Below are 21,167 nucleotides of genomic sequence, written 5' to 3' on the forward strand. Positions count from 1 at the left end.
GTAGTATCACTTTTAGAATAAAGAAAGGATGGGTAAACCGTATTCGCTGAACTGAATACGGGCGGAGAACTGTGTAAAAAAGATAAACTGTCTAGCATCTACGATGCTTCGTCAGTTTTCTATTTTTACTTTGTTTTCTGTCCCTACCCTAAATATACAATAAAGAAAGGTAGAGCAAGGTGTTCTAATTTGAACACGAGCGGAAAACTCGGAAAATAGATAATCTGATTGAGAAATCAGGATTTCTCGTCAGATTCCTAATTTTCAGTCGTTTTCTTGTCGCTCTTTGTATCATAAATTATGTCTATCCATATTGCTGCTAAGCAGGGTGAAATTGCTGATAAAATTCTTCTTCCGGGGGATCCTCTTCGTGCTAAGTTTATTGCGGAGAATTTCCTTGAAGATGCTGTTTGTTTTAACGAAGTGCGTAACATGTTTGGCTACACTGGTACTTACAAGGGTCACCGTGTATCTGTCATGGGAACTGGAATGGGAATGCCATCAATCTCTATCTATGCACGCGAGTTGATTGTGGACTACGGAGTGAAGAAATTGATCCGTGTGGGAACTGCGGGTTCGTTAAATGAGGATGTTCACGTTCGTGAATTGGTTTTGGCACAAGCAGCTGCAACCAACTCAAACATCATCCGTAACGACTGGCCACAGTATGATTTCCCACAAATCGCTAGCTTTGATTTGCTAGACAAGGCCTACCATATCGCCAAAGAACTCGGTATGACAACCCACGTTGGGAACGTTTTGTCGTCAGATGTCTTTTATTCAAACTACTTTGAAAAGAACATCGAGCTTGGTAAATGGGGAGTCAAGGCTGTGGAAATGGAAGCAGCAGCCCTCTACTACTTGGCGGCGCAACACCACGTCGATGCGCTAGCTATTATGACTATTTCTGATAGCTTGGTCAATCCAGATGAAGACACCACTGCAGAAGAACGCCAAAATACTTTCACCGATATGATGAAGGTTGGTTTGGAAACTTTGATTGCAGATTAAACATCGTATTACTTTAAGATAAGGTTATTTCTAAGTTTGATTCAAATGCTTTAATCTCAAATATATCAGTAATGATAAAGGAAGAGTTGAAAATCAGATTGCTGGAGCAATTGGTTTTCAACTTTTTTAGAATGTAAAATACAAGGAGAATAGGATGGATAAAATAGAACTATTACAAGACTTGATTGATAAAAGCCACAGAATAGTCTTTTTCGGAGGAGCAGGAGTGTCAACCGAGTCCAATATCCCAGATTTTCGTAGTTCAGATGGTGTTTATAGTCATCAGTTAGGCCGTCATTTTACGGCAGAAGAACTTGTTTCTTGGACTATGTTTGAGCGCTATCCAGAAGATTTTTTTGACTTCTATAAAAAATACCTGATTTATCCAGAAGCCAAGCCTAATGCTGCTCACACTTATCTAGCTGCTTTGGAAAAAACTGGCAAGCTAAAGGCTGTTGTGACACAAAATATCGATAGTCTTCATGAAATAGCAGGCTCCCAAAAGGTCTTTAAATTGCATGGGAGCGCGGACCGAAATTACTGCTTAGGTTGTCAACGTTTCTATAACTTAACTGGTTTTCTGGCCCTCAAGGGACCTGTTCCCCACTGCCTAGACTGTGGCAAGGTGGTCAAGCCTGACGTGACCTTGTATGAAGAATCACTTGACATGGGTGTCTTTAGCCAAGCTGCACAAGCTATTCGGCAAGCTGACTTGCTGATTATTGGTGGGACTTCCTTAGTTGTTTATCCTGCAGCTAGCCTAGTAAACTATTTTTCTGGGACAAATCTGGTCGTTATCAATAAAACCAGTACTCCACAAGACAGCCAAGCTACATTGGTCATTGAAGGCAAGATAGGAAAAGTATTTTCGAAATTGAGACAATAAAAGAATTTTAGAAGATAGCAACAAAACCTTGTTACTTGAAAGAGAAAACTATCTCATTTATTGACCACAATCTCGCTCTTTAAGAGTTACTAAAAAATGGCTGAGAAAATCAAAATACCTTCACTGATATGATGAAGGTTGGTTTGGAAACTTTAATTGCAGAGTAAAATGTAAAAGAAAATCCTGATTCCAAGTGGAATCAGGATTTTTTCATAGATGCGATTTTTTCTGGGTCTGGTGTGACGCGGAGGGTCTTTTGTCCAGTGTAGGTCACAAAGCCAGGTTTTTCACCAGTTGGTTTGTTGAGTTTTTTGACTTCTATCATATCCACTTGCACGAGATTTGACAAGCGCCCTTTGGAGAAGTAGGCAGCTAGTTCGGCCGCATCCGTCTTAACTTCATCAGATGGGTCAAGATTTCCTGAGATGACGACATGACTTCCAGGGATGTCCTTGGCGTGGAACCAAAGTTCCTCCTTGCGAGCCATTTTAAAGGTTAGTTCCTCGTTTTGCAGGTTATTACGTCCGACATAGATGATGGTCTTGCCATCGCTCGCCAGATATTGTTCTGGTTTTTTGCGTTTGTGGATTTTCTCCCGCTGTCTTCTTCGGATGAAGCCTGTTTGGATCAATTCTTCACGGATTTCAGCGATTTCTTCCAGTCCAGCTTGATTGAGGACGGTTTCCACACTTTCCAGATAGAGAATGGTTGCCTTGGTTTCTTCAATCAGATCAGTCAAGTATTTGACAGCTTCTTTGAGTTTCTGGTAACGTTTGAAATAGCGTTGGGCATTCTGGCTGGGAGTTAGAGCTTTATCAAGAGCAATGATGATAGGCTGATTGGTGTAGTAGTTGTCTAGGATAACCTGGTCTTGGTCATTCGGAACTTGGTGGAGGAAGGTTGTCAGCAATTCACCCTTTTGGCGAAATTCCTCAGCATTGTCTGTCGCCAGTAATTCTTTTTCTTGTTTTTTGAGTTTGTGGCGATTTTTCTGAAGCTCATTTTCAACGCGACGAATCAGTTCACTGGCTTGCTGTTTGACACGATCACGCTCAGCCTTGTCCTTGTAGTAGGTATCCAGAAGATCAGAAAGACTGGCAAAAGACTCTCCTACACTATTTTCGAAGGGAACTGGACTGAAGGAAGTCTCAGTCAAGGATGGCTTGGTTTCTTGATTGAAAAAGTTACGGAAAGTGGAGAGTTTATCACGAACCAAGAGCCTTTCCAATTCATTTGCCGTATCACGTCCCAGACCTTGAAAGAGGCTTTGAAGATTTTTTGCAGTTAGTTCTTGGGTTTGCAAGATTTCAAAGAGTTTTTCATCCTTGACAGTAAAAGGATTGAGAGATTCTGTACTTGGCGGAGCGATATAGCTAGATCCAGGAAGCAAGGTGCGGTAGCTATTTTGTGAAAAACCAACGTGTTTGATGACTTCGAGGATCTTATGACTGCTTTTATCCACTAGAAGGATATTGCTGTGTTTTCCCATAATTTCGATAATCAGTGTAGCCTGGATATGATCCCCGATCTCATTTTTATTGGAAACGGTGATCTCCACGATACGATCATTTTCCACTTGCTCAATAGACTCAATCAGGGCGCCCTGTAAATACTTCCTCAAAACCATGATAAAAGTAGAAGGTTGGGCTGGATTTTCAAAGGTCGTTTGGGTCAGCTGGATGCGACCAAAAACGGGATGAGCAGAGAGGAGTAGGCGATGGCTTTGGCGATTGCTGCGGATTTGCAAGACCAACTCTTGTTCAAAAGGTTGATTGATCTTCTGAATGCGACCATTGACCAACTCACTTCGCAATTCCTCAACCATGTGGTGTAAAAAAAATCCGTCAAATGACATCGTTCTCTCCTTGTGATTGTATTCCATAGTATTATATCAAAAAGGTAGAATAAAATCATGAAAATATGGTATAATAAAGCCAAGTAAAGAGAATCGAGAAGTACATGTATATTGAAATGGTAGATGAAACTGGTCAAGTTTCACAAGAAATCTTGCAACAAACCCAAGAAATTTTGGAATTTGCAGCCCAAAAAATAGGAAAAGAAGACAAGGAGATGGCAGTTACTTTTGTGACCAATGAGCGTAGTCACGAACTCAACCTCGAGTATCGTGATACAGATCGCCCGACAGATGTCATCAGCCTTGAATATAAACCGGAATTGGACATCTCCTTTGATGAGGAAGATTTGCTTGAAAACCCTGAATTAGCAGAAATGATGTCTGAGTTCGATGCCTATATTGGGGAACTTTTCATCTCTATCGATAAAGCGCATGAGCAGGCTGAGGAATACGGTCACAGCTTTGAGCGTGAGATGGGCTTCTTGGCAGTACACGGCTTTTTACATATCAACGGCTACGATCACTACACTCCGGAAGAAGAAGCGGAGATGTTCAGTTTACAAGAAGAAATTTTGACAGCCTATGGACTCACAAGACAATAAACGAAAATGGAAAAATCGTGACCTGGTATCCAGTTTAGAATTTGCCCTTACAGGAATTCTGACTGCCATTAAGGAAGAACGCAATATGCGAAAACATGCAGTGACGGCTCTAGTGGTTATCCTTGCAGGTTTTGTTTTTCAGGTGTCACGGATCGAATGGCTCTTTCTCCTAATGAGCATTTTCTTGGTAGTGGCCTTTGAGATTATTAACTCCGCTATCGAAAATGTGGTGGATCTAGCCAGTCACTATCACTTTTCTATGTTGGCAAAGAAAGCCAAGGACATGGCAGCTGGTGCCGTGCTTGTGGTTTCCCTTCTTGCCGCAGTGATTGGTGCACTTATCTTTCTCCCACGCATTTGGGATTTACTATTTTAAACAATAAGAGGAAATTATGACATTTAAATCAGGCTTTGTAGCCATTTTAGGACGTCCCAATGTTGGGAAGTCAACCTTTTTAAATCACGTCATGGGGCAAAAGATTGCCATCATGAGTGACAAGGCGCAAACAACGCGCAATAAAATCATGGGGATTTACACCACGGATAAGGAACAAATCGTCTTTATCGACACACCAGGAATTCACAAGCCTAAAACAGCTCTTGGGGATTTCATGGTGGAATCTGCCTATAGTACCCTTCGTGAAGTGGATACTGTTCTATTCATGGTGCCAGCTGATGAGCCACGTGGTAAAGGCGACGACATGATTATCGAGCGTCTGAAAGCAGCCAAGGTTCCAGTGATTTTGGTGGTCAATAAGATTGACAAGGTCCACCCAGACCAACTTCTGGCTCAGATAGATGACTTCCGTAACCAGATGGACTTTAAGGATATTGTTCCTATCTCAGCCCTTCAGGGAAATAACGTTTCTCGACTAATCGATATTTTGAGTGAAAATCTGGAGGAAGGGTTCCAGTATTTCCCAGCTGATCAAATCACAGATCATCCTGAGCGTTTCTTGGTTTCAGAAATGATTCGTGAGAAGGTTCTTCATTTGACACGTGAAGAGATTCCTCACTCAGTTGCAGTGGTAGTTGACTCCATGAAGCGTGACGAAGAGACAGACAAGGTTCATATCCGGGCAACCATCATGGTGGAACGTGATAGTCAAAAAGGGATTATCATCGGAAAAGGTGGCGCTATGCTCAAGAAAATAGGGACCATGGCCCGTCGTGATATCGAACTCATGCTAGGGGACAAGGTCTTCCTAGAAACTTGGGTCAAGGTCAAGAAAAACTGGCGTGATAAAAAGCTAGATTTGGCTGACTTTGGCTATAATGAGAAAGAATACTAAGTAGAGGTGGGCTCATGCCTGCTTCTTGTTTTTACAGAAGGAGGATTTATGCCTGAATTACCAGAGGTTGAAACCGTTCGTCGTGGCTTAGAGAAATTAATTTTGGGAAAGAAGATTTCTAATATAGAGATTGCTTATCCTAAGATGATCAAGACAGATTTGGACGAGTTTCGAAAGGAAGTGCCTGGCCAAGTAATTGAGTCCATGGGACGCCGTGGCAAGTATCTGCTTTTCTACCTGACAGATAAGGTCTTGATTTCCCATTTGCGGATGGAGGGCAAGTATTTTTACTATCCAGACCAGATTCCTGAACGCAAGCACGCCCATGTCTTCTTCCAGTTCGAAGATGGAGGCACGCTTGTTTATGAAGATGTACGCAAGTTTGGTACCATGGAACTATTGGCGCCTGAACTTTTGGATGCCTACTTTGTTTCTAAAAAATTAGGACCTGAGCCAAGAGAGCAGGACTTTGATTTGCAGTCCTTCCAAGCTACCCTAGCCAAATCTAAAAAGCCTATCAAATCCCACCTCCTAGACCAAACCTTGGTCGCTGGTCTTGGAAATATCTATGTGGATGAGGTTCTCTGGCGAGCTCAGGTCCATCCAGCTAGACCTTCCCAGACTTTGACAGTAGACGAAACCTCAGCTATACATGACCAGACTATTGCTGTTTTGGGTCAGGCTGTTGAAAAAGGGGGCTCAACCATTCGGACCTATACCAATGCCTTTGGGGAAGATGGAACCATGCAGGATTTTCATCAGGTCTATGATAAGACTGGTCAAGCATGTTCACGCTGTGGCAACATCATTGAGAAATTCCAGCTCGGTGGAAGGGGAACTCATTTTTGTCCTCAGTGTCAAAGGAGGGACTGATGGGGAAAATCATTGGAATCACAGGAGGAATTGCCTCTGGGAAGTCAACTGTGACAAATTTCCTAAGAGAGCAAGGCTTTCAAGTGGTAGATGCTGACCGACTTGTCCACCAGCTACAAAGACATGGTGGGCGTCTATATCAGGTCTTAGTTCAGCATTTTGGACAGGAAATTATCTTAGAAAATGGAGAACTCAATCGCCCTTTCCTAGCTAGTCTCATCTTTTCAAACCCTGAAGAGCGGGAATGGTCTAAGCAAACCCAAGGAGAGATTATTCGTGAGGAACTGGCTGCACTAAGAGAACAGTTGGCTCAGACAGAAGCGATTTTTTTCATGGATATTCCTCTGCTTTTTGAGCAGAACTATGCCACCTGGTTTGATGAAACGTGGCTGGTCTATGTGGACCATGATATCCAATTAGAACGTTTCATGAAACGGGATCATCTTTCTAAGGAAGTAGCGGAGTCCCGTCTGGCAGCCCAGTGGTCCTTAGAAGAAAAGAAAAAATTGGCGAGTCATATATTAGATAATAATGGCAATCGTGACCAGCTTGTGGGGCAAGTAGTGAAGTTACTTGAAGGAGGCGATAGCTGTGCAAGAGATTAGTTGGAAAGATAATCTTCGTGTCGCCTGGTTCGGTAGTTTTCTAACGGGAGCCAGTATTTCCTTGGTCGTCCCTTTTATGCCTATCTTTGTAGAGCAGTTGGGAATCGAGAGTGACCAAGTTGCTTTCTATGCTGGATTAGCCATCTCAGTTTCGGCTGTTTCAGCAGCTTTGATTTCTCCGATCTGGGGTATTCTTGCTGACAAGTACGGTCGTAAACCCATGATGATTCGAGCAGGCCTTGCCATGACCATCACTATGGGAGGTTTGGCCTTCGTGCCGAATATCTATTGGTTAATCTTTCTTAGATTACTAAATGGCGTATTTACAGGTTTCGTACCGAATGCGACAGCTTTAATAGCCAGTCAAGTTCCTAAGGATAGGTCTGGCTATGCTTTGGGGACTTTATCAACTGGAGTAGTAGCTGGAACCCTAACCGGCCCCTTTGTAGGTGGCTTGATTGCTGAAATTTTTGGTATTCGCAATGTCTTTTTATTGGTGGGTGCTTTCCTATTTTTAGCTGCAATCCTAACGATTTTCTTTATCAAGGAAGATTTTCGACCAGTGGCTAAGGAGAAGGCAATACCAACAAAAGAGTTGTTTAGTTCTATTAAACACTCTCATCTTTTGATTAATTTGTTTTTAACCAGCTTTGTCATTCAATTTTCAGCTCAATCAATTGGTCCTATCCTGGCTCTCTATGTGCGGGACTTAGGGCAGACTGAAAATCTCCTCTTTGTATCTGGTTTGATAGTATCGAGTATGGGATTTTCTAGCATGATGAGTGCTGGAGTGATGGGAAAACTAGGAGATAAGGTGGGAAATCATAGACTTTTAGTTACAGCGCAGGTTTATTCAGTCATCATTTACCTTCTTTGTGCCCATGCAACTAGCCCCATTCAACTTGGCTTGTATCGTTTTCTATTTGGTTTGGGAACGGGTGCTCTGATACCAGGTGTTAATGCATTGCTTAGTAAGATGACTCCCAAAACAGGCATTTCAAGGATTTTTGCCTTTAACCAAGTCTTTTTCTACCTTGGGGGTGTTGTTGGTCCCATGACTGGTTCAGCAGTAGCAGGGCAATTTGGCTACCACTCTGTTTTTTATGCGACAGCAGCCTGTGTGGCTTTCAGTTGTTTATTTAACTTAGTTCAATTTAGATCATTATTAAAAGTAAAGGAAATCTAGTGCGAGTAAAAATTAATCTCAAATGCTCCTCTTGTGGCAGTATTAATTACCTAACCAGCAAGAACTCCAAAACCCATCCAGACAAGATTGAGGTTTTAAAGTATTGTCCCAAGGAAAGAAAAGTAACCCTACATCTTGAATCTAAGTAGAATTTATGGTAAAATAATAGGGATTTTAAGGAGTTTGATATGTATAACCTATTATTAACCATTTTATTAGTATTATCTGTTGTGATTGTGATTGCGATTTTCATGCAACCAACTAAGAACCAATCCAGCAATGTATTTGATGCCAGCTCAGGTGATTTGTTTGAACGTAGTAAGGCGCGTGGTTTTGAAGCCGTGATGCAACGTTTGACAGGTATTTTAGTCTTTTTCTGGCTAGCCATTGCCTTAGCATTGACGGTATTATCAAGTAGATAAGAAATGGGCGAGACTAGGTCTTAGCCTATTTTTATTTTTAATGACACTTCTAAAGTTATCAATCAAAAGAAATTATAAAAATCTAGAAAGAAAACATGAAAGATAAAATTAAAGAATATTTGCAAGAGAAGGGGCGAGTGACGGTCAATGACTTAGCTCAGGCTCTCGGAAAGGATGGATCCAAGGATTTCCGTGAGTTGATTAAAACCCTGTCTCTGATGGAAAGAAAGCACCAGATTCGTTTTGAAGATGATGGTAGTTTATGTCTGGACCAAAAGAAGAAACATGAAATTACCCTCAAAGGGATTTTTCATGCCCATAAAAATGGCTTCGGCTTTGTCAGTCTGGAAGGTGAAGAGGACGATCTTTTTGTAGGAAAAAACGATGTCAACTATGCTATTGACGGCGATATCGTTGAGGTGGTCATCAAGAAAGTTGCTGACCGTAACAAGGGAACAGCTGCAGAAGCCAAAATTATTGATATCCTAGAACATAGCCTGACGACGGTTGTCGGCCAAATTGTTCTGGATCAGGAAAAGCCCAAGTATGCCGGCTATATCCGTTCAAAAAATCAGAAAATCAGCCAACCTATTTATGTGAAGAAACCAGCCCTCAAACTTGAAGGAACAGAAGTTCTAAAGGTCTTTATCGACAAATACCCAAGTAAGAAACATGATTTCTTTGTCGCTAGTGTACTGGACGTGGTAGGACACTCGACTGATGCTGGGATTGATGTCCTTGAAGTCTTAGAGTCCATGGATATTGTTTCAGAATTTCCAGAAGCTGTTCTCAAGGAGGCAGAAAGTGTGCCTGATGCTCCATCAGAAAAGGATATGGAAGGCCGTCTTGATGTAAGAGATGAAATTACCTTTACCATTGATGGTGCGGATGCCAAGGACTTGGACGATGCGGTGCACATCAAGGCCTTGAAAAATGGCAATCTGGAGCTTGGGGTTCACATTGCAGATGTTTCCTACTATGTGACCGAGGGCTCTGCCCTTGACAAGGAAGCCCTTAACCGCGCAACTTCTGTCTACGTGACAGACCGTGTGGTCCCAATGCTTCCAGAGCGTTTGTCAAATGGCATCTGCTCTCTCAATCCTCAAGTAGACCGCTTGACCCAGTCTGCTATTATGGAGATTGATAAACATGGTCGTGTAGTCAACTACACCATCACACAAACTGTTATCAAGACTAGTTTCCGAATGACCTATAGCGCTGTCAATGACATCCTGGCTGGCGATGAGGAAAAAAAACAAGAGTTTAAGAAAATTGTTCCTAGTATCGAGCTCATGGCCAAGCTTCATGAAACGCTAGAAAGCATGCGTGAGAAACGTGGTGCCCTTAATTTTGAGACCAGTGAAGCTAAGATTTTGGTGGATAAAAAAGGTAAGCCTGTGGATATCGTTCTTCGTCAACGTGGCATTGCAGAGCGGATGATTGAGTCCTTCATGTTGATTGCTAACGAAACGGTTGCCGAGCATTTCAGCAAGCTGGATTTACCTTTTATCTATCGGATTCACGAGGAGCCCAAGGCTGAAAAAGTTCAGAAGTTTATTGACTATGCTTCAAGCTTTGGCTTGCGCATTTATGGGACTGCCAGTGAGATTAGTCAGGAAGCCCTCCAAGACATCATGCGTGCTGTTGAGGGAGAACCCTATGCAGATGTATTGTCCATGATGCTTCTTCGCTCCATGCAGCAGGCTCGCTACTCAGAACACAATCATGGTCACTATGGCCTTGCTGCAGACTATTACACTCACTTTACCAGTCCGATTCGCCGTTATCCTGACCTCCTTGTTCACCGCATGATTCGGGACTATGGGCGTTCCAAGGAAATAGCAGAGCATTTTGAGCAAGTGATTCCAGAGATTGCGACCCAGTCTTCCAACCGTGAGCGTCGTGCCATCGAGGCAGAGCGTGAAGTCGAAGCTATGAAAAAGGCTGAGTACATGGAAGAATACGTGGGAGAAGAGTACGATGCGGTTGTATCCAGCATCGTCAAATTTGGTCTCTTTGTTGAATTGCCGAACACAGTCGAAGGCTTAATTCACATTACCAATTTGCCTGAATTTTATCATTTCAACGAGCGTGATTTGACACTCCGTGGGGAGAAATCGGGTACAACCTTCCGTGTAGGACAGCAGATTCGCATTCGAGTTGAAAGAGCGGATAAGATGACAGGTGAGATTGATTTCTCCTTTATCCCAAGTGAGTTTGATGTGATTGAGAAGGGCTTGAAACTGTCTAGTCGTAGTGATAGAGGGCGTGGTTCAAATCGTCGTTCAGATAAGAAGGAAGATAAGAGAAAATCAGGACGCTCAAATGATAAGCACAAGCATTCACAAAAAGATAAAAAGAAAAAAGGCAAGAAACCTTTTTACAAGGAAGTAGCTAAGAAAGGAGCCAAGCATGGCAAAGGGCGAGGGAAAGGTCGTCGCACAAAATAAAAAGGCGCGCCACGACTATACAATCGTAGACACGCTAGAGGCAGGAATGGTGCTGACAGGAACGGAAATCAAGAGTGTACGTGCTGCACGTATCAATCTCAAGGACGGCTTTGCTCAAGTAAAAAATGGTGAAGTCTGGCTGAGCAATGTTCATATCGCGCCTTACGAAGAGGGCAATATCTGGAACCAAGAACCTGAACGCCGTCGTAAACTTCTCCTTCATAAAAAACAAATCCAAAAATTGGAGCAAGAAACCAAAGGGACAGGAATGACCCTTGTTCCCCTTAAAGTCTATCTCAAAGATGGCTACGCCAAACTCCTTTTAGGACTTGCCAAAGGGAAACACGACTATGATAAACGGGAGTCAATCAAGCGTCGTGAACAAAACCGCGACATCGCGCGTGTCATGAAAGCTGTCAACCAGCGTTAAGAAGAGGAAGTAAAATGGAAAAATTAATTGCCTATAAACGGATGCCCTTGTGGAACAAACAGACCATGCCTGAAGCTGTTCAGCAAAAGCACAATACTAAAGTCGGCACTTGGGGAAAAATTACTGTCTTGAAGGGGGCACTCAAGTTTATTGAGTTGACTGAAGATGGTGAGTTTCTAGCTGAGCACCTCTTTGAGGCAGGAGCTGACAATCCCATGGCGCAACCGCAAGCCTGGCACCGAGTAGAGGCCGCAACAGACGATGTAGAATGGTACTTGGAATTTTATTGTAAACCTGAGGATTATTTCCCTAAGAAATACCAGACCAATCCAGTCCATTCAGAGGTCCTAGAGGCCATGCAGACGGTGAAACCTGGAAGAGCCTTGGATTTGGGTTGTGGTCAAGGACGTAACTCTCTCTTTCTTGCACAGAATGGTTTTGATGTGACAGCTGTGGATCAAAATGAATTGTCCCTTGAAATCTTGCAAAGCATCGTAGAGCAAGAGGATCTAGACATGCCTGTTGGACTTTACGATATCAATTCAGCCAGCATTAGCCAAGTCTATGATTTTATCGTATCGACAGTTGTTCTGATGTTTCTACAAGCGGATCGTATTCCAGCTATTATCCAAAATATGCAGGAGCACACCACGGTCGGTGGTTATAACCTTATCGTCTGTGCCATGGACACGGAGGATTATCCTTGCTCGGTGAACTTCCCATTCACCTTTAAAGAAGGCGAATTGGCGGACTACTACAAGGATTGGGAATTGATTAAGTACAATGAAAATCCAGGATATCTGCACCGTCGTGATGAAAATGGCAATCGGATTCAACTACGATTTGCGACTATGTTAGCTAAAAAAATCAAGTAAATTAAACATCTGCAAGCGAATAGAAACTACTTTGCAAGTTTTCTATTCGTTTTTGTTTGCGTTGGTTGATTGGGGTGAACAGAATTTTATGCTATACTAGAAGTAGGAAGAGTGAGCAGTAGGGCTGTATTGCCGATACTCTCAGCGCAAGAAAGTCTTTATGATGGAGGTGGTCGAATGACGAGTCTTTTGGTGGAATTGTATGATCGGCATGTATTGGAAAAGAATGTCTACCAAGCCTTTATCAGTGATTGTGACGAGATTCTTTTTCTATCTTTGACAAAAATAAGCAATGAAGAGAAAGTCTCTCTCCGTCAGTTCATCATGGAAGAGGTGCCTCATATCCAACGAGTGACCTTTCGTCAGTTATCCTTAGAACAACTAGCGGACCAGTTAGATTATTGTCTAGCAGGCTATGACCAGGTTCTTCTTGATGTTTTTGGTGGGGATTCGCTACTAGCCTTATCTCTCTATCAATACGGCTTGGATCGCCACCTCTCCATCGTTGCCATGGATGTCGAGCGAGGAAAACAATACAAGTGGGTAGCCGGTCAGTTAGAAAAAGAAGACTTGGACATTCCAACCCTAAGCATCCAACAGCTGATAGCCTTGCGTGGTGGAAAAATCCTCAAATCCAAACGCCCTATCCACTCAGTTAAGCAAATTGCAGCCATCAAAAAACTAGCCAGCTCGGCTATTGCCAATCCTGCCCACTGGTATCAAGTGACCCAATTTTTCTCTCTAGCTAAGACCAATGACCTTCATGCTGAGACCGAAAAGATCCTGGAAAACAACGGCAAGTATTACCTCTATCCAGAATCCGTCATCTCCTTACTAGTGGAAGCGGGGATGCTTTGTATTGAAAGCGAAGACAAGAAACGAGTAGTATACAGCTTTCCGAGTCAAGAAGCTCAAGTTTTTTGCCGCAACAAGGGGCATATTTTAGAGTTGTATCTCTATCTCTTGGCGCTCGAATCTCAGCTATTTGATGAGTGCATGATAGGCGGTGAGATTGATTGGAATGGCATCTTTCCAGAGGCGGACAATGTCCAAAATGAGATTGATGTCATTCTGAGAAAGGGACGCTCGATTACCTTTATCTCTTGCAAGATGACCGATTTATCAGTCGAAGCCATCAATGAGCTAGAAGTCTACGCTAATCATTTTGCTGGAGAGAGTTGCCTCAAGTTAATTGTCTGTACGGGGAAAATCAATCCCGTTTATGCCAATCGTTGTCAGGAATATGGCGTGCTCGTCATTAGAAGTGAGCAGATTCCCAATCTCATTCCTATGCTAAAAAAATATTCTAAGAGACAAAAAAGATAAGAAATAATATCATGAAAGGCTGGAATTCCAGTCTTTTTACTTCTTTTTCGAATAGAAAAGAAAAGGAGGTAGTCCATGTTTGTAGCCAAAGATGCCAAGGGAAATTTGGTGAATGCCCTCGAAAAAGATGTGACCAAGCAAAAATATACTTGTCCAGCCTGTGGGGGCGGACTACGATTACGCCAAGGGCAGAGCATTCGGACACATTTTGCCCATGAATCTTTAAGAGATTGTAGGGCTATTTTTGAAAATGAAAGTCCAGAACATATGGGCAACAAAGAGGCCCTTTATCACTGGGCCAAGAAGGACAATCAGGTCGCCTTAGAATATAGTTTGCCTGAGATTCAACAGATTGCGGATGTTCTCGTCAATGAGAAACTAGCTCTGGAGGTTCAGTGCAGTCCCTTGTCTAAAAATCTTTTAGGAGATAGGGGTCAAGGTTACCGCAGTCAGGGCTATCAGGTTATATGGCTACTGGGAGAAAAACTCTGGTTAAAAGAGCGATTAACACAACTGCAAAGGGGATTTCTCTATTTTAGTCAAAATATGGGATTCTATGTTTGGGAACTAGATCTCAAAAAGCAAGTTTTGAGACTTAAATATCTTCTGCATCAGGACCTACGTGGCAAGCTTCATTTTCAGGTCAAGGAATTTCCCTTTGGCCAAGGAAATCTCTTGGAAATTCTACGATTTCCTTATCAAAAACAAAAACTGCCTCGTTTTGAAGTTTTACAAGATTCATCCATCTGTCACTACATTCGCCAGCAGTTGTACTACCAAACGCCTTACTGGATGAAAAAACAGGAGGTAGCCTATCAACGAGGAGACAATCTATTAAACCGTCAACTGGACGACTGGTATCCTCAGGTCAGACCGATAGAATCAGGTGATTTTTTACAGATTGAAACGGATTTGACTAGCTATTATAGAAATTTTCAGGCTTACTATCAAAAGAACCCGAAAAATAATCGCCAAAAGCTCTATCCACCAGCCTTTTATCACTTATATTTCTCAAAAAATGTGGTAAAATAGAAAGGATGGAGGAATCTTATGGTATTACAACGACATGAAATAAATGAAAAAGATACATGGGATCTTTCAACAATCTACCCAACAGACCAGGCTTGGGAAGAAGCCTTGAAAGATTTAACTGAAAAAGTACAAACAGCATCTCAGTATGAGGGGCATCTCTTGGATAGTGCAGACAGTTTGCTTGAGATTACAGAATTCTCACTTGACTTGGAACGCCAAGTTGAAAAGCTTTATGTCTATGCGCATATGAAAAATGACCAGGACACACGTGAAGCCAAGTATCAAGAGTACTATGCCAAGGCAATGACCCTATACAGTCAGTTAGAACAAGCCTTTTCATTCTATGAACCTGAGTTTATGGAGATTAGCGAAGAGCAGTATGCGGCTTTCCTAGAAGCTCAACCAAAACTCCAAGTTTATAAACACTTTTTTGACAAGCTCTTGCAAAAGAAAGACCATGTTCTTTCGCAACGTGAGGAAGAATTACTTGCTGGAGCAGGAGAGATCTTTGGCGCTGCTAGTGAAACTTTCGCTATTTTGGACAATGCGGATATTAGCTTCCCATACGTTCTTGATGACGAAGGCAAGGAAGTGCAGCTCTCACATGGTACTTACATCCGTTTGATGGAGTCTAAAAACCGTGAAGTGCGTCGTGGTGCCTATGAAGCCCTTTATGCGACTTATGAGCAATTCCAACACACTTACGCTAAGACTTTGCAGACAAATGTTAAGGTGCAAAACTATCGAGCAAAAGTTCGTAACTATAAGAGTGCTCGCCATGCAGCCCTCGCAGCCAACTTTGTTCCAGAAAGTGTCTATGACAATCTAGTAGCAGCAGTTCGCAAGCACTTGCCACTCTTGCATCGTTACCTTAAACTTCGTTCTAAAATCTTGGGAATTTCCGACCTCAAGATGTACGATGTCTACACTCCACTGTCTTCAGTAGAATACAGCTTTACTTATGAGGAAGCCTTGAAAAAAGCTGAAGAGGCCTTGGCTGTCTTGGGTGACGACTACTTGAGCCGTGTCAAACGTGCTTTCAGCGAGCGTTGGATTGATGTCTATGAAAATCAAGGTAAGCGTTCTGGCGCCTATTCTGGTGGCTCTTACGATACAAATGCCTTCATGCTTCTCAACTGGCAGGACAATCTAGATAATCTCTTTACCCTTGTCCACGAGACGGGTCACAGTATGCACTCTAGCTATACTCGTGAAACTCAGCCTTATGTTTACGGAGATTACTCTATCTTCTTGGCAGAGATTGCCTCAACGACTAATGAAAATATCTTGACAGAGAAATTGTTGGAAGAAGTAGAAGACGATGCGACACGCTTTGCTATTCTCAATAACTTCCTAGACGGTTTCCGTGGAACAGTCTTCCGTCAAACTCAATTCGCTGAGTTTGAACACGCCATCCACCAAGCAGACCAAAATGGAGAAGTTTTGACAAGTGATTTCCTCAATAAACTCTACGCTGACTTGAATCAAGAGTACTATGGACTCAGCAAGGAAGACAATCCTCAGATTCAATATGAGTGGGCGCGCATTCCACACTTTTACTATAACTACTATGTTTATCAGTATTCAACTGGTTTTGCAGCAGCTTCAGCCTTGGCTGAGAAGATTGTCCATGGTAGTCAAGAAGATCGTGACCGCTATATCGACTACCTCAAGGCTGGCAAGTCTGACTATCCGCTCAATGTTATGAGAAAAGCGGGTGTTGATATGGAGAAGGAAGACTATCTTAATGATGCCTTTGCAGTCTTTGAACGTCGCTTGAACGAGTTTGAAGCTCTTGTTGAAAAATTGGGATTAGCATAAGATGGTAGAGTCTTATAGTAAAAATGCCAATCACAATATGCGACGTCCAGTCGTCAAGGAAGAAATCGTAGAACTCATGCGCCAGCGTCAAAAGCAGGTGACAGGTTCCTTGAAAGAATTGGAAGTCTTTGCTCGTAATGAAAACATTCCTATCATTCCTCATGAAACAGTTGCTTATTTCCGTTTTCTCATGGAGACCATACAGCCCAAGAATATTTTGGAAATTGGAACGGCAATTGGCTTTTCTGCCCTCCTGATGGCAGAACATGCGCCAACTGCCAAGATTACAACGATTGACCGTAATCCTGAGATGATTGGCTTTGCCAAGGAAAACTTTGCCCACTTTGACAGTCGTAAGCAAATCACCCTCTTAGAGGGAGATGCAGTCGATGTCCTATCAACCTTGACAGAAACCTATGACTTTGTCTTTATGGATTCGGCCAAGTCCAAGTATATCGTCTTTCTACCAGAAATCCTAAAACATTTGGAAGTCGGTGGAGTGGTGGTCTTGGATGATATTTTCCAAGGAGGCGATGTTGCCAAGGACATCATGGAGGTCCGCCGTGGCCAGCGCACCATTTATAAAGGTTTGCAAAGACTTTTCGACGCAACTTTGGATAATCCAGGTCTAACAGCGACTCTAGTTCCGCTCGGGGATGGGATTCTCATGCTGAGAAAGAATGTGGAAAATGTAACCTTGCCAGAAATGGAATAAATAAAAAATAGTACAATCCTCCTGTATCAAGTAATAGGAGGATTTTTATGTCTCAAAACATCATCAATATTGGCTATGCACGCGTTTCAACTCATAAGCAAGATTTGGGCTTAGAGGTGCAAATCGAGGCTCTTAAGCACTGCGACCAGCTCTTTATCGAACGTGAATCTGGTTCAAATAATACACGCTCAAAGCTCGAAAAGGCTCTAAATTGGCTCAAGCGCTTTCGAAAAAAGAAATGCAAGTCACTTTCACCATCTACAAGCTTGATAGGCTCACCCGCTCCATGTTTAAATTGCTGAAAATAATCGAGCAGCTCAACGAACATCAAATCCAGCTTATCAGCCTGCACGAAAAGCTGGAAACCGATTCGCTCATTGGTAGGTTACTTTGTATGATTTTAGGATTTGTGGCAGAAAGTGAACTGGAAAACTTGCGATTTCGTACCCGTGAAGGGCTTCGTAAAGCCAAGGAAAAAGGTGTCAAACTAGGTGCTCAGTGAATTTCGAAAGAGAAGGAGAAGAGAATTATTCAGCAGTATTTGGCAGATAGACTAAGCATAAGAAAAATTGCAAAAGCAGAACGAATTTCGACATCAACTATCTATAAAGTGTTGGAACGCAACGATTTGGCGAATAATCGCAAAAAAGTTTCGCAAAATTCTTGCTAAAAACAAGACAAAATGATAAAATGAAGGCGAAAATTTGTTTCGATTAAGAATCGTTTGGCGAAACACTGAAAACAGGAAAAAATACAAATCAAATATGGATTCAAAACCTTGTTAAATTCGTATTTTCTGAAATATTCACATTGTTATTTTGAATGTTTCGCCAAACGGTTTTTACACGATACAGTTGATTCCTTTTTCTAGTAGGGAAGAAAGGATTTTATTTTAGGAGGGTTCTATATGAGAAACCATAAGTTATTACGACTTGGTATTGCGACCTTTGCGGTTGCGGCGTTGGGGGCAGTGCCAGCTTTTACAGCTCAGGCAGACACAAATGTGGCAGAACAGCCAAATACAGCTTCAAAACCGCCTATGTTGGGCGATTGGGTGAAGACTGAGGAGCTTGTGGGTCTTAAGCCTACCACTCCAATAACTTCACCTACCGGGAAGTCGGCTGATTCGAACAAAACCGAAACACAAGTACCAGAATATGATGGTGAGACTATTTCGAAACAAGTTGAAAATGCAGAAACAAATGGCATCTTGGAAAAACCTGGATCTCCATCAAGTAAAATTCTTGCAAATGTCACAGATGAAGCCAAGGAAAGAGAGGCTCGTGAAGCTGAAATTAAGGCGAAGTACGATGTCGATCCGACAAATAGAGAGCCAGAACCAGGAGTATTATTTCCAGCTCCTAAACCTGCAGATATTATACCAGACTCTTATGAACATAGAAAGAAGGAAGCTGAAGACTACACATATTCTATGGGCGTAGCTCCTTCGAAAGAAATGTTCAATTCTATGAGGTCGGAGGCAAACAAGAAACTTTACGCTGTAAATGGTATTGATATAGAAAAAATTATAAATACTCCAATTCCAAATAGTCCTGGTGCAAAAGCTGCTGTAGTTGATTTGTCAGAAAGATATTACCTACTTTCTCCACATTATATGGATGCTGAATTGGTGAAAAAATATGGCTATACTCACCTTGCTGAAATAGATGACTCTATTAAATATTCGAGTATGCAAGGAATATATTCAAAATGGTATGATGATCCAATCCGACCCTATTCAGGAAAAATCATTGCTCCAAATTTCGAAGGATATACCTTTAGCCATGTTGTTAAAGAAGCTGGAACCCCTGATATGAATCCACACCCAGAAGTTATAGAAGCTAATTATGATGCGGCTTTCGCATTGCGTGGTTCTGGCTATAAGAATGGCAAGGGGGATAATATCTTTGATTACTACTTCATCTACAACAAAGATGAAATTGCCAAGGAAATTTCAAAACCTGAGGAAAACAACACCAATCCAGCTGAAGGCACAATTTCTGAACCAGCTGAAACGCTTCAACCTGAGGTTAAGCCAGCCGAAGAAGTTAGTCCTGAATCTGAGCCAGAAACAAATCCAGCAGAGTCTCAACCAGCTGATACCTCTGAGGGACATGCGAACTCAAATGAAGTGGGAGATTCAAGTGAAGAAAAGAATGAAAGCAATACCCTGTTTAATAACCATGTGAATAAAGTGAAGGAAGTACGTATTGGGTATCGATTCCGCAAATTTACTCACCGTGGTGGTTGGGTATGGCATTATACTCCTAATGATGAGGGATATGACTCTACCTCTGAAAAATATCCAAGCACGACTATTAAGTTGCATCCTGGAGAAAGCTACACCTTGCCAACTCCCCCTACTATTGCGGGTTATGTTTTCGAAAGTATGAGCCAGTCAGGAATGAATCCAGGCGATACAATAAACTATGATAACGCACCTACTTCAACAGGTGCATCTAGTCATGGTTATCATATTTCCTATCTTTACCGTAAAGCTACCGAACATGCAAATGATCAAAAAATTGACCCAATTTTAATAGGTGCACAAGTTGGTGAAGATGGCTATCATGAATTGGACGATAAATTCCCAGAAAAATATATTGAGCTACTTGCAGGAGAAAGCTATACCCTCCCAAATGTAGAAATAGATGGCTACCGTCTTGAAAAGATTATTAATACCGGACCAGATGGAAATGAACTTTCTTATAAGGTTGGAGATGTGATTCATTATAGAAATAATGCTGGTGATGACCTAGACCGTGGACCGTATTTTAGTTATGTATATGAAAAAGTCCAGTCAGGTAGTTCTAATCAAAGTGGTAATAAACCTATTGAAAAGCCTTCTGACCAACCACAGCCTACTAAACCAGTGAAACCAGCTGAAGAGCCAAGCGTGACACCTGTAGTTCCTGTATCACCAACCACACCTGTGAAGCCTATAAGCCCTGTTACACCAGTTGTTCCAACAGTCCCAACAACTCCTGTAACTCCTACAAATCCAGCTACTCCAAGCACAAGCCGAGTCCTTTCGAACGAAGCTGGAAGCGTTCAAGTTCGTGGCTCAGAGGCAACGCTCAAAAATGTTAGCTACATCAAGGTAGAAGAAACCAAGGCTAAATCACTTGAGACGAAAAGCTACAAGGCTTATGACATTCATTTATATGACGCAAACGGCAAGGCTATCCAGCCAAATGGCATGGTTTTAGTGACCCTTTCTGCTGATAAGCCAGTTGAAAATGTCTACTATGTTGCTCCAGATGGCGCTTTGCAAGCACTTGATTTCAAGCAAGATGCAGATAAGGTGACTTTTGAAACCAACCACTTTAGTATCTATGCAATGACATTCAAAAATGTCGCTGCAAATCGCAATGACAGTAGCATACAAATGCCTATTGCTGTTGTAGGTGGTGAAAATACAACAACCACAGCTCAAAATAGCAATGGAGCAGATGCCACAAAAGCGCAAGCTACACCGCTAAATACCAAGACTGAAGGTGGGTCGAAAGCCCTACCAAATACTGGCGAACAAAATTCAATTCTTGGATTTGCAGGCTTCCTCCTTGCAAGTCTTGGTCTAGCAGGCTTGACTTACAAAGGACGTCACTAAAAAATAACACAAGATAAACAAAGAACTTGAACAATTGTTCAGGTTCTTTTTGGAATGAAAAAAACTTGAATCGTTAAAAATTTAAAAGCTAGTATTTTTAGTCTTATTTAAGTTATTTGCTATAAAATATGGTATAATGAGTGAGTTGGTCTAGAGAATTTTTTGGCCGTTTTTAG

General features: G+C 42.1%; 22 protein-coding genes. 21 read left to right on the forward strand and 1 reads right to left on the reverse strand.

The genetic code is table 11. From position 1 onward, the window contains the following. The first annotated feature begins 300 nt into the window (after nt 1-300). On the forward strand, nt 301-1,011 hold the full coding sequence (deoD, locus tag D8862_RS00340) for a purine-nucleoside phosphorylase (protein WP_125448263.1): 711 nt from the start codon (nt 301-303) through the stop codon (nt 1,009-1,011). Nucleotides 1,012-1,165: 154 nt separating this feature from the next. Next, nucleotides 1,166-1,897 carry an NAD-dependent protein deacylase gene (locus D8862_RS00345; RefSeq protein ID WP_125448264.1) on the forward strand — a complete coding sequence of 244 codons (732 nt, stop codon included), beginning with the start codon at nt 1,166-1,168 and terminating at the stop codon, nt 1,895-1,897. A gap of 199 nt (nt 1,898-2,096) precedes the next feature. Here D8862_RS00345 and pavA read toward each other — a convergent pair whose 3' ends face one another. Further along, the gene (pavA, locus tag D8862_RS00350; RefSeq protein WP_125448265.1) at nt 2,097-3,752 is read right to left on the reverse strand and encodes an Rqc2 family fibronectin-binding protein PavA; all 1,656 of its coding nucleotides are present in this window, start codon (nt 3,750-3,752) and stop codon (nt 2,097-2,099) included. 104 nt (nt 3,753-3,856) lie between these two features. Between pavA and ybeY the strand changes: the two genes are divergently transcribed. The 19 genes from ybeY (at nt 3,857) to D8862_RS00435 (ending at nt 20,991) form a co-directional block, all read left to right on the forward strand. Beyond that, a complete protein-coding gene (ybeY, locus tag D8862_RS00355; RefSeq protein WP_084973741.1) occupies nt 3,857-4,354 on the forward strand; it encodes an rRNA maturation RNase YbeY in 498 nt (165 codons plus the stop codon). After that, entirely contained in the window at nt 4,335-4,730 is a 396-nt protein-coding gene (locus D8862_RS00360; RefSeq protein ID WP_061409093.1) for a diacylglycerol kinase family protein, read from the forward strand. Before ybeY ends, D8862_RS00360 begins: the two co-directional genes overlap by 20 nt. Before the next feature lie 16 nt (nt 4,731-4,746). After that, nucleotides 4,747-5,646 carry a GTPase Era gene (gene era, locus D8862_RS00365; protein ID WP_084973739.1) on the forward strand — a complete coding sequence of 300 codons (900 nt, stop codon included), beginning with the start codon at nt 4,747-4,749 and terminating at the stop codon, nt 5,644-5,646. Nucleotides 5,647-5,694: 48 nt separating this feature from the next. Then, nucleotides 5,695-6,519, forward strand: a complete 825-nt coding sequence (gene mutM, locus D8862_RS00370) for a DNA-formamidopyrimidine glycosylase (protein WP_125448266.1) — start codon at nt 5,695-5,697, stop codon at nt 6,517-6,519. Beyond that, nucleotides 6,519-7,124, forward strand: a complete 606-nt coding sequence (coaE, locus tag D8862_RS00375; RefSeq protein WP_125448267.1) for a dephospho-CoA kinase — start codon at nt 6,519-6,521, stop codon at nt 7,122-7,124. Before mutM ends, coaE begins: the two co-directional genes overlap by 1 nt. Then, nucleotides 7,111-8,310: a multidrug efflux MFS transporter gene (locus tag D8862_RS00380; protein ID WP_125448268.1), complete on the forward strand. Its 1,200-nt coding sequence runs from the start codon at nt 7,111-7,113 to the stop codon at nt 8,308-8,310. The genes coaE and D8862_RS00380 overlap by 14 nt, the downstream gene beginning before the upstream one ends. Continuing rightward, complete coding sequence (gene rpmG / locus D8862_RS00385) at nt 8,310-8,459, forward strand: 50S ribosomal protein L33 (protein ID WP_001809104.1); 150 nt, start codon at nt 8,310-8,312, stop codon at nt 8,457-8,459. Before D8862_RS00380 ends, rpmG begins: the two co-directional genes overlap by 1 nt. A gap of 39 nt (nt 8,460-8,498) precedes the next feature. Beyond that, on the forward strand, nt 8,499-8,732 hold the full coding sequence (secG, locus tag D8862_RS00390; RefSeq protein ID WP_000282517.1) for a preprotein translocase subunit SecG: 234 nt from the start codon (nt 8,499-8,501) through the stop codon (nt 8,730-8,732). 95 nt (nt 8,733-8,827) lie between these two features. After that, entirely contained in the window at nt 8,828-11,182 is a 2,355-nt protein-coding gene (gene rnr, locus D8862_RS00395; RefSeq protein WP_125448269.1) for a ribonuclease R, read from the forward strand. After that, entirely contained in the window at nt 11,145-11,612 is a 468-nt protein-coding gene (gene smpB, locus D8862_RS00400) for an SsrA-binding protein SmpB (RefSeq protein ID WP_001051752.1), read from the forward strand. The genes rnr and smpB overlap by 38 nt, the downstream gene beginning before the upstream one ends. Before the next feature lie 14 nt (nt 11,613-11,626). Further along, nucleotides 11,627-12,487, forward strand: a complete 861-nt coding sequence (gene tehB, locus D8862_RS00405; protein ID WP_125448270.1) for an SAM-dependent methyltransferase TehB — start codon at nt 11,627-11,629, stop codon at nt 12,485-12,487. A 177-nt stretch (nt 12,488-12,664) separates the two neighbouring features. After that, a complete protein-coding gene (locus D8862_RS00410) occupies nt 12,665-13,813 on the forward strand; it encodes a hypothetical protein (protein ID WP_125448702.1) in 1,149 nt (382 codons plus the stop codon). 75 nt (nt 13,814-13,888) lie between these two features. Then, complete coding sequence (locus D8862_RS00415; protein ID WP_125448271.1) at nt 13,889-14,845, forward strand: competence protein CoiA; 957 nt, start codon at nt 13,889-13,891, stop codon at nt 14,843-14,845. A gap of 18 nt (nt 14,846-14,863) precedes the next feature. Beyond that, nucleotides 14,864-16,666, forward strand: a complete 1,803-nt coding sequence (gene pepF, locus D8862_RS00420) for an oligoendopeptidase F (protein ID WP_125448272.1) — start codon at nt 14,864-14,866, stop codon at nt 16,664-16,666. Nucleotide 16,667: 1 nt separating this feature from the next. Continuing rightward, nucleotides 16,668-17,381: an O-methyltransferase gene (locus D8862_RS00425; RefSeq protein ID WP_125448273.1), complete on the forward strand. Its 714-nt coding sequence runs from the start codon at nt 16,668-16,670 to the stop codon at nt 17,379-17,381. Nucleotides 17,382-17,428: 47 nt separating this feature from the next. Further along, nucleotides 17,429-17,683 carry a recombinase family protein gene (locus D8862_RS09845; protein ID WP_398575021.1) on the forward strand — a complete coding sequence of 85 codons (255 nt, stop codon included), beginning with the start codon at nt 17,429-17,431 and terminating at the stop codon, nt 17,681-17,683. After that, entirely contained in the window at nt 17,620-17,883 is a 264-nt protein-coding gene (locus tag D8862_RS09850; RefSeq protein WP_398575022.1) for a recombinase family protein, read from the forward strand. Before D8862_RS09845 ends, D8862_RS09850 begins: the two co-directional genes overlap by 64 nt. Nucleotides 17,884-17,922: 39 nt before the next feature. Next, nucleotides 17,923-18,051, forward strand: a complete 129-nt coding sequence (locus tag D8862_RS09855; RefSeq protein ID WP_398575023.1) for a hypothetical protein — start codon at nt 17,923-17,925, stop codon at nt 18,049-18,051. 237 nt (nt 18,052-18,288) lie between these two features. Then, a complete protein-coding gene (locus tag D8862_RS00435; protein WP_125448274.1) occupies nt 18,289-20,991 on the forward strand; it encodes an LPXTG cell wall anchor domain-containing protein in 2,703 nt (900 codons plus the stop codon). Nucleotides 20,992-21,167 lie beyond the last annotated feature (176 nt).

The organism is Streptococcus oralis, assembly GCF_003942585.1.
Taxonomy (GTDB): domain Bacteria; phylum Bacillota; class Bacilli; order Lactobacillales; family Streptococcaceae; genus Streptococcus; species Streptococcus oralis_BE.

Coding starts and splice junctions, on each gene's coding strand:
- deoD (WP_125448263.1), top strand. CDS start 301: ATGTCTATCCATATTGCTGCTAAGCAGGGTGAAATTGCTGATAAAATT.
- D8862_RS00345 (WP_125448264.1), top strand. CDS start 1,166: ATGGATAAAATAGAACTATTACAAGACTTGATTGATAAAAGCCACAGA.
- pavA (WP_125448265.1), bottom strand. CDS start 3,752: ATGTCATTTGACGGATTTTTTTTACACCACATGGTTGAGGAATTGCGA.
- ybeY (WP_084973741.1), top strand. CDS start 3,857: ATGTATATTGAAATGGTAGATGAAACTGGTCAAGTTTCACAAGAAATC.
- D8862_RS00360 (WP_061409093.1), top strand. CDS start 4,335: ATGGACTCACAAGACAATAAACGAAAATGGAAAAATCGTGACCTGGTA.
- era (WP_084973739.1), top strand. CDS start 4,747: ATGACATTTAAATCAGGCTTTGTAGCCATTTTAGGACGTCCCAATGTT.
- mutM (WP_125448266.1), top strand. CDS start 5,695: ATGCCTGAATTACCAGAGGTTGAAACCGTTCGTCGTGGCTTAGAGAAA.
- coaE (WP_125448267.1), top strand. CDS start 6,519: ATGGGGAAAATCATTGGAATCACAGGAGGAATTGCCTCTGGGAAGTCA.
- secG (WP_000282517.1), top strand. CDS start 8,499: ATGTATAACCTATTATTAACCATTTTATTAGTATTATCTGTTGTGATT.
- rnr (WP_125448269.1), top strand. CDS start 8,828: ATGAAAGATAAAATTAAAGAATATTTGCAAGAGAAGGGGCGAGTGACG.
- smpB (WP_001051752.1), top strand. CDS start 11,145: ATGGCAAAGGGCGAGGGAAAGGTCGTCGCACAAAATAAAAAGGCGCGC.
- tehB (WP_125448270.1), top strand. CDS start 11,627: ATGGAAAAATTAATTGCCTATAAACGGATGCCCTTGTGGAACAAACAG.
- D8862_RS00410 (WP_125448702.1), top strand. CDS start 12,665: ATGACGAGTCTTTTGGTGGAATTGTATGATCGGCATGTATTGGAAAAG.
- D8862_RS00415 (WP_125448271.1), top strand. CDS start 13,889: ATGTTTGTAGCCAAAGATGCCAAGGGAAATTTGGTGAATGCCCTCGAA.
- pepF (WP_125448272.1), top strand. CDS start 14,864: ATGGTATTACAACGACATGAAATAAATGAAAAAGATACATGGGATCTT.
- D8862_RS00425 (WP_125448273.1), top strand. CDS start 16,668: ATGGTAGAGTCTTATAGTAAAAATGCCAATCACAATATGCGACGTCCA.
- D8862_RS09845 (WP_398575021.1), top strand. CDS start 17,429: ATGTCTCAAAACATCATCAATATTGGCTATGCACGCGTTTCAACTCAT.
- D8862_RS09850 (WP_398575022.1), top strand. CDS start 17,620: ATGCAAGTCACTTTCACCATCTACAAGCTTGATAGGCTCACCCGCTCC.
- D8862_RS00435 (WP_125448274.1), top strand. CDS start 18,289: ATGAGAAACCATAAGTTATTACGACTTGGTATTGCGACCTTTGCGGTT.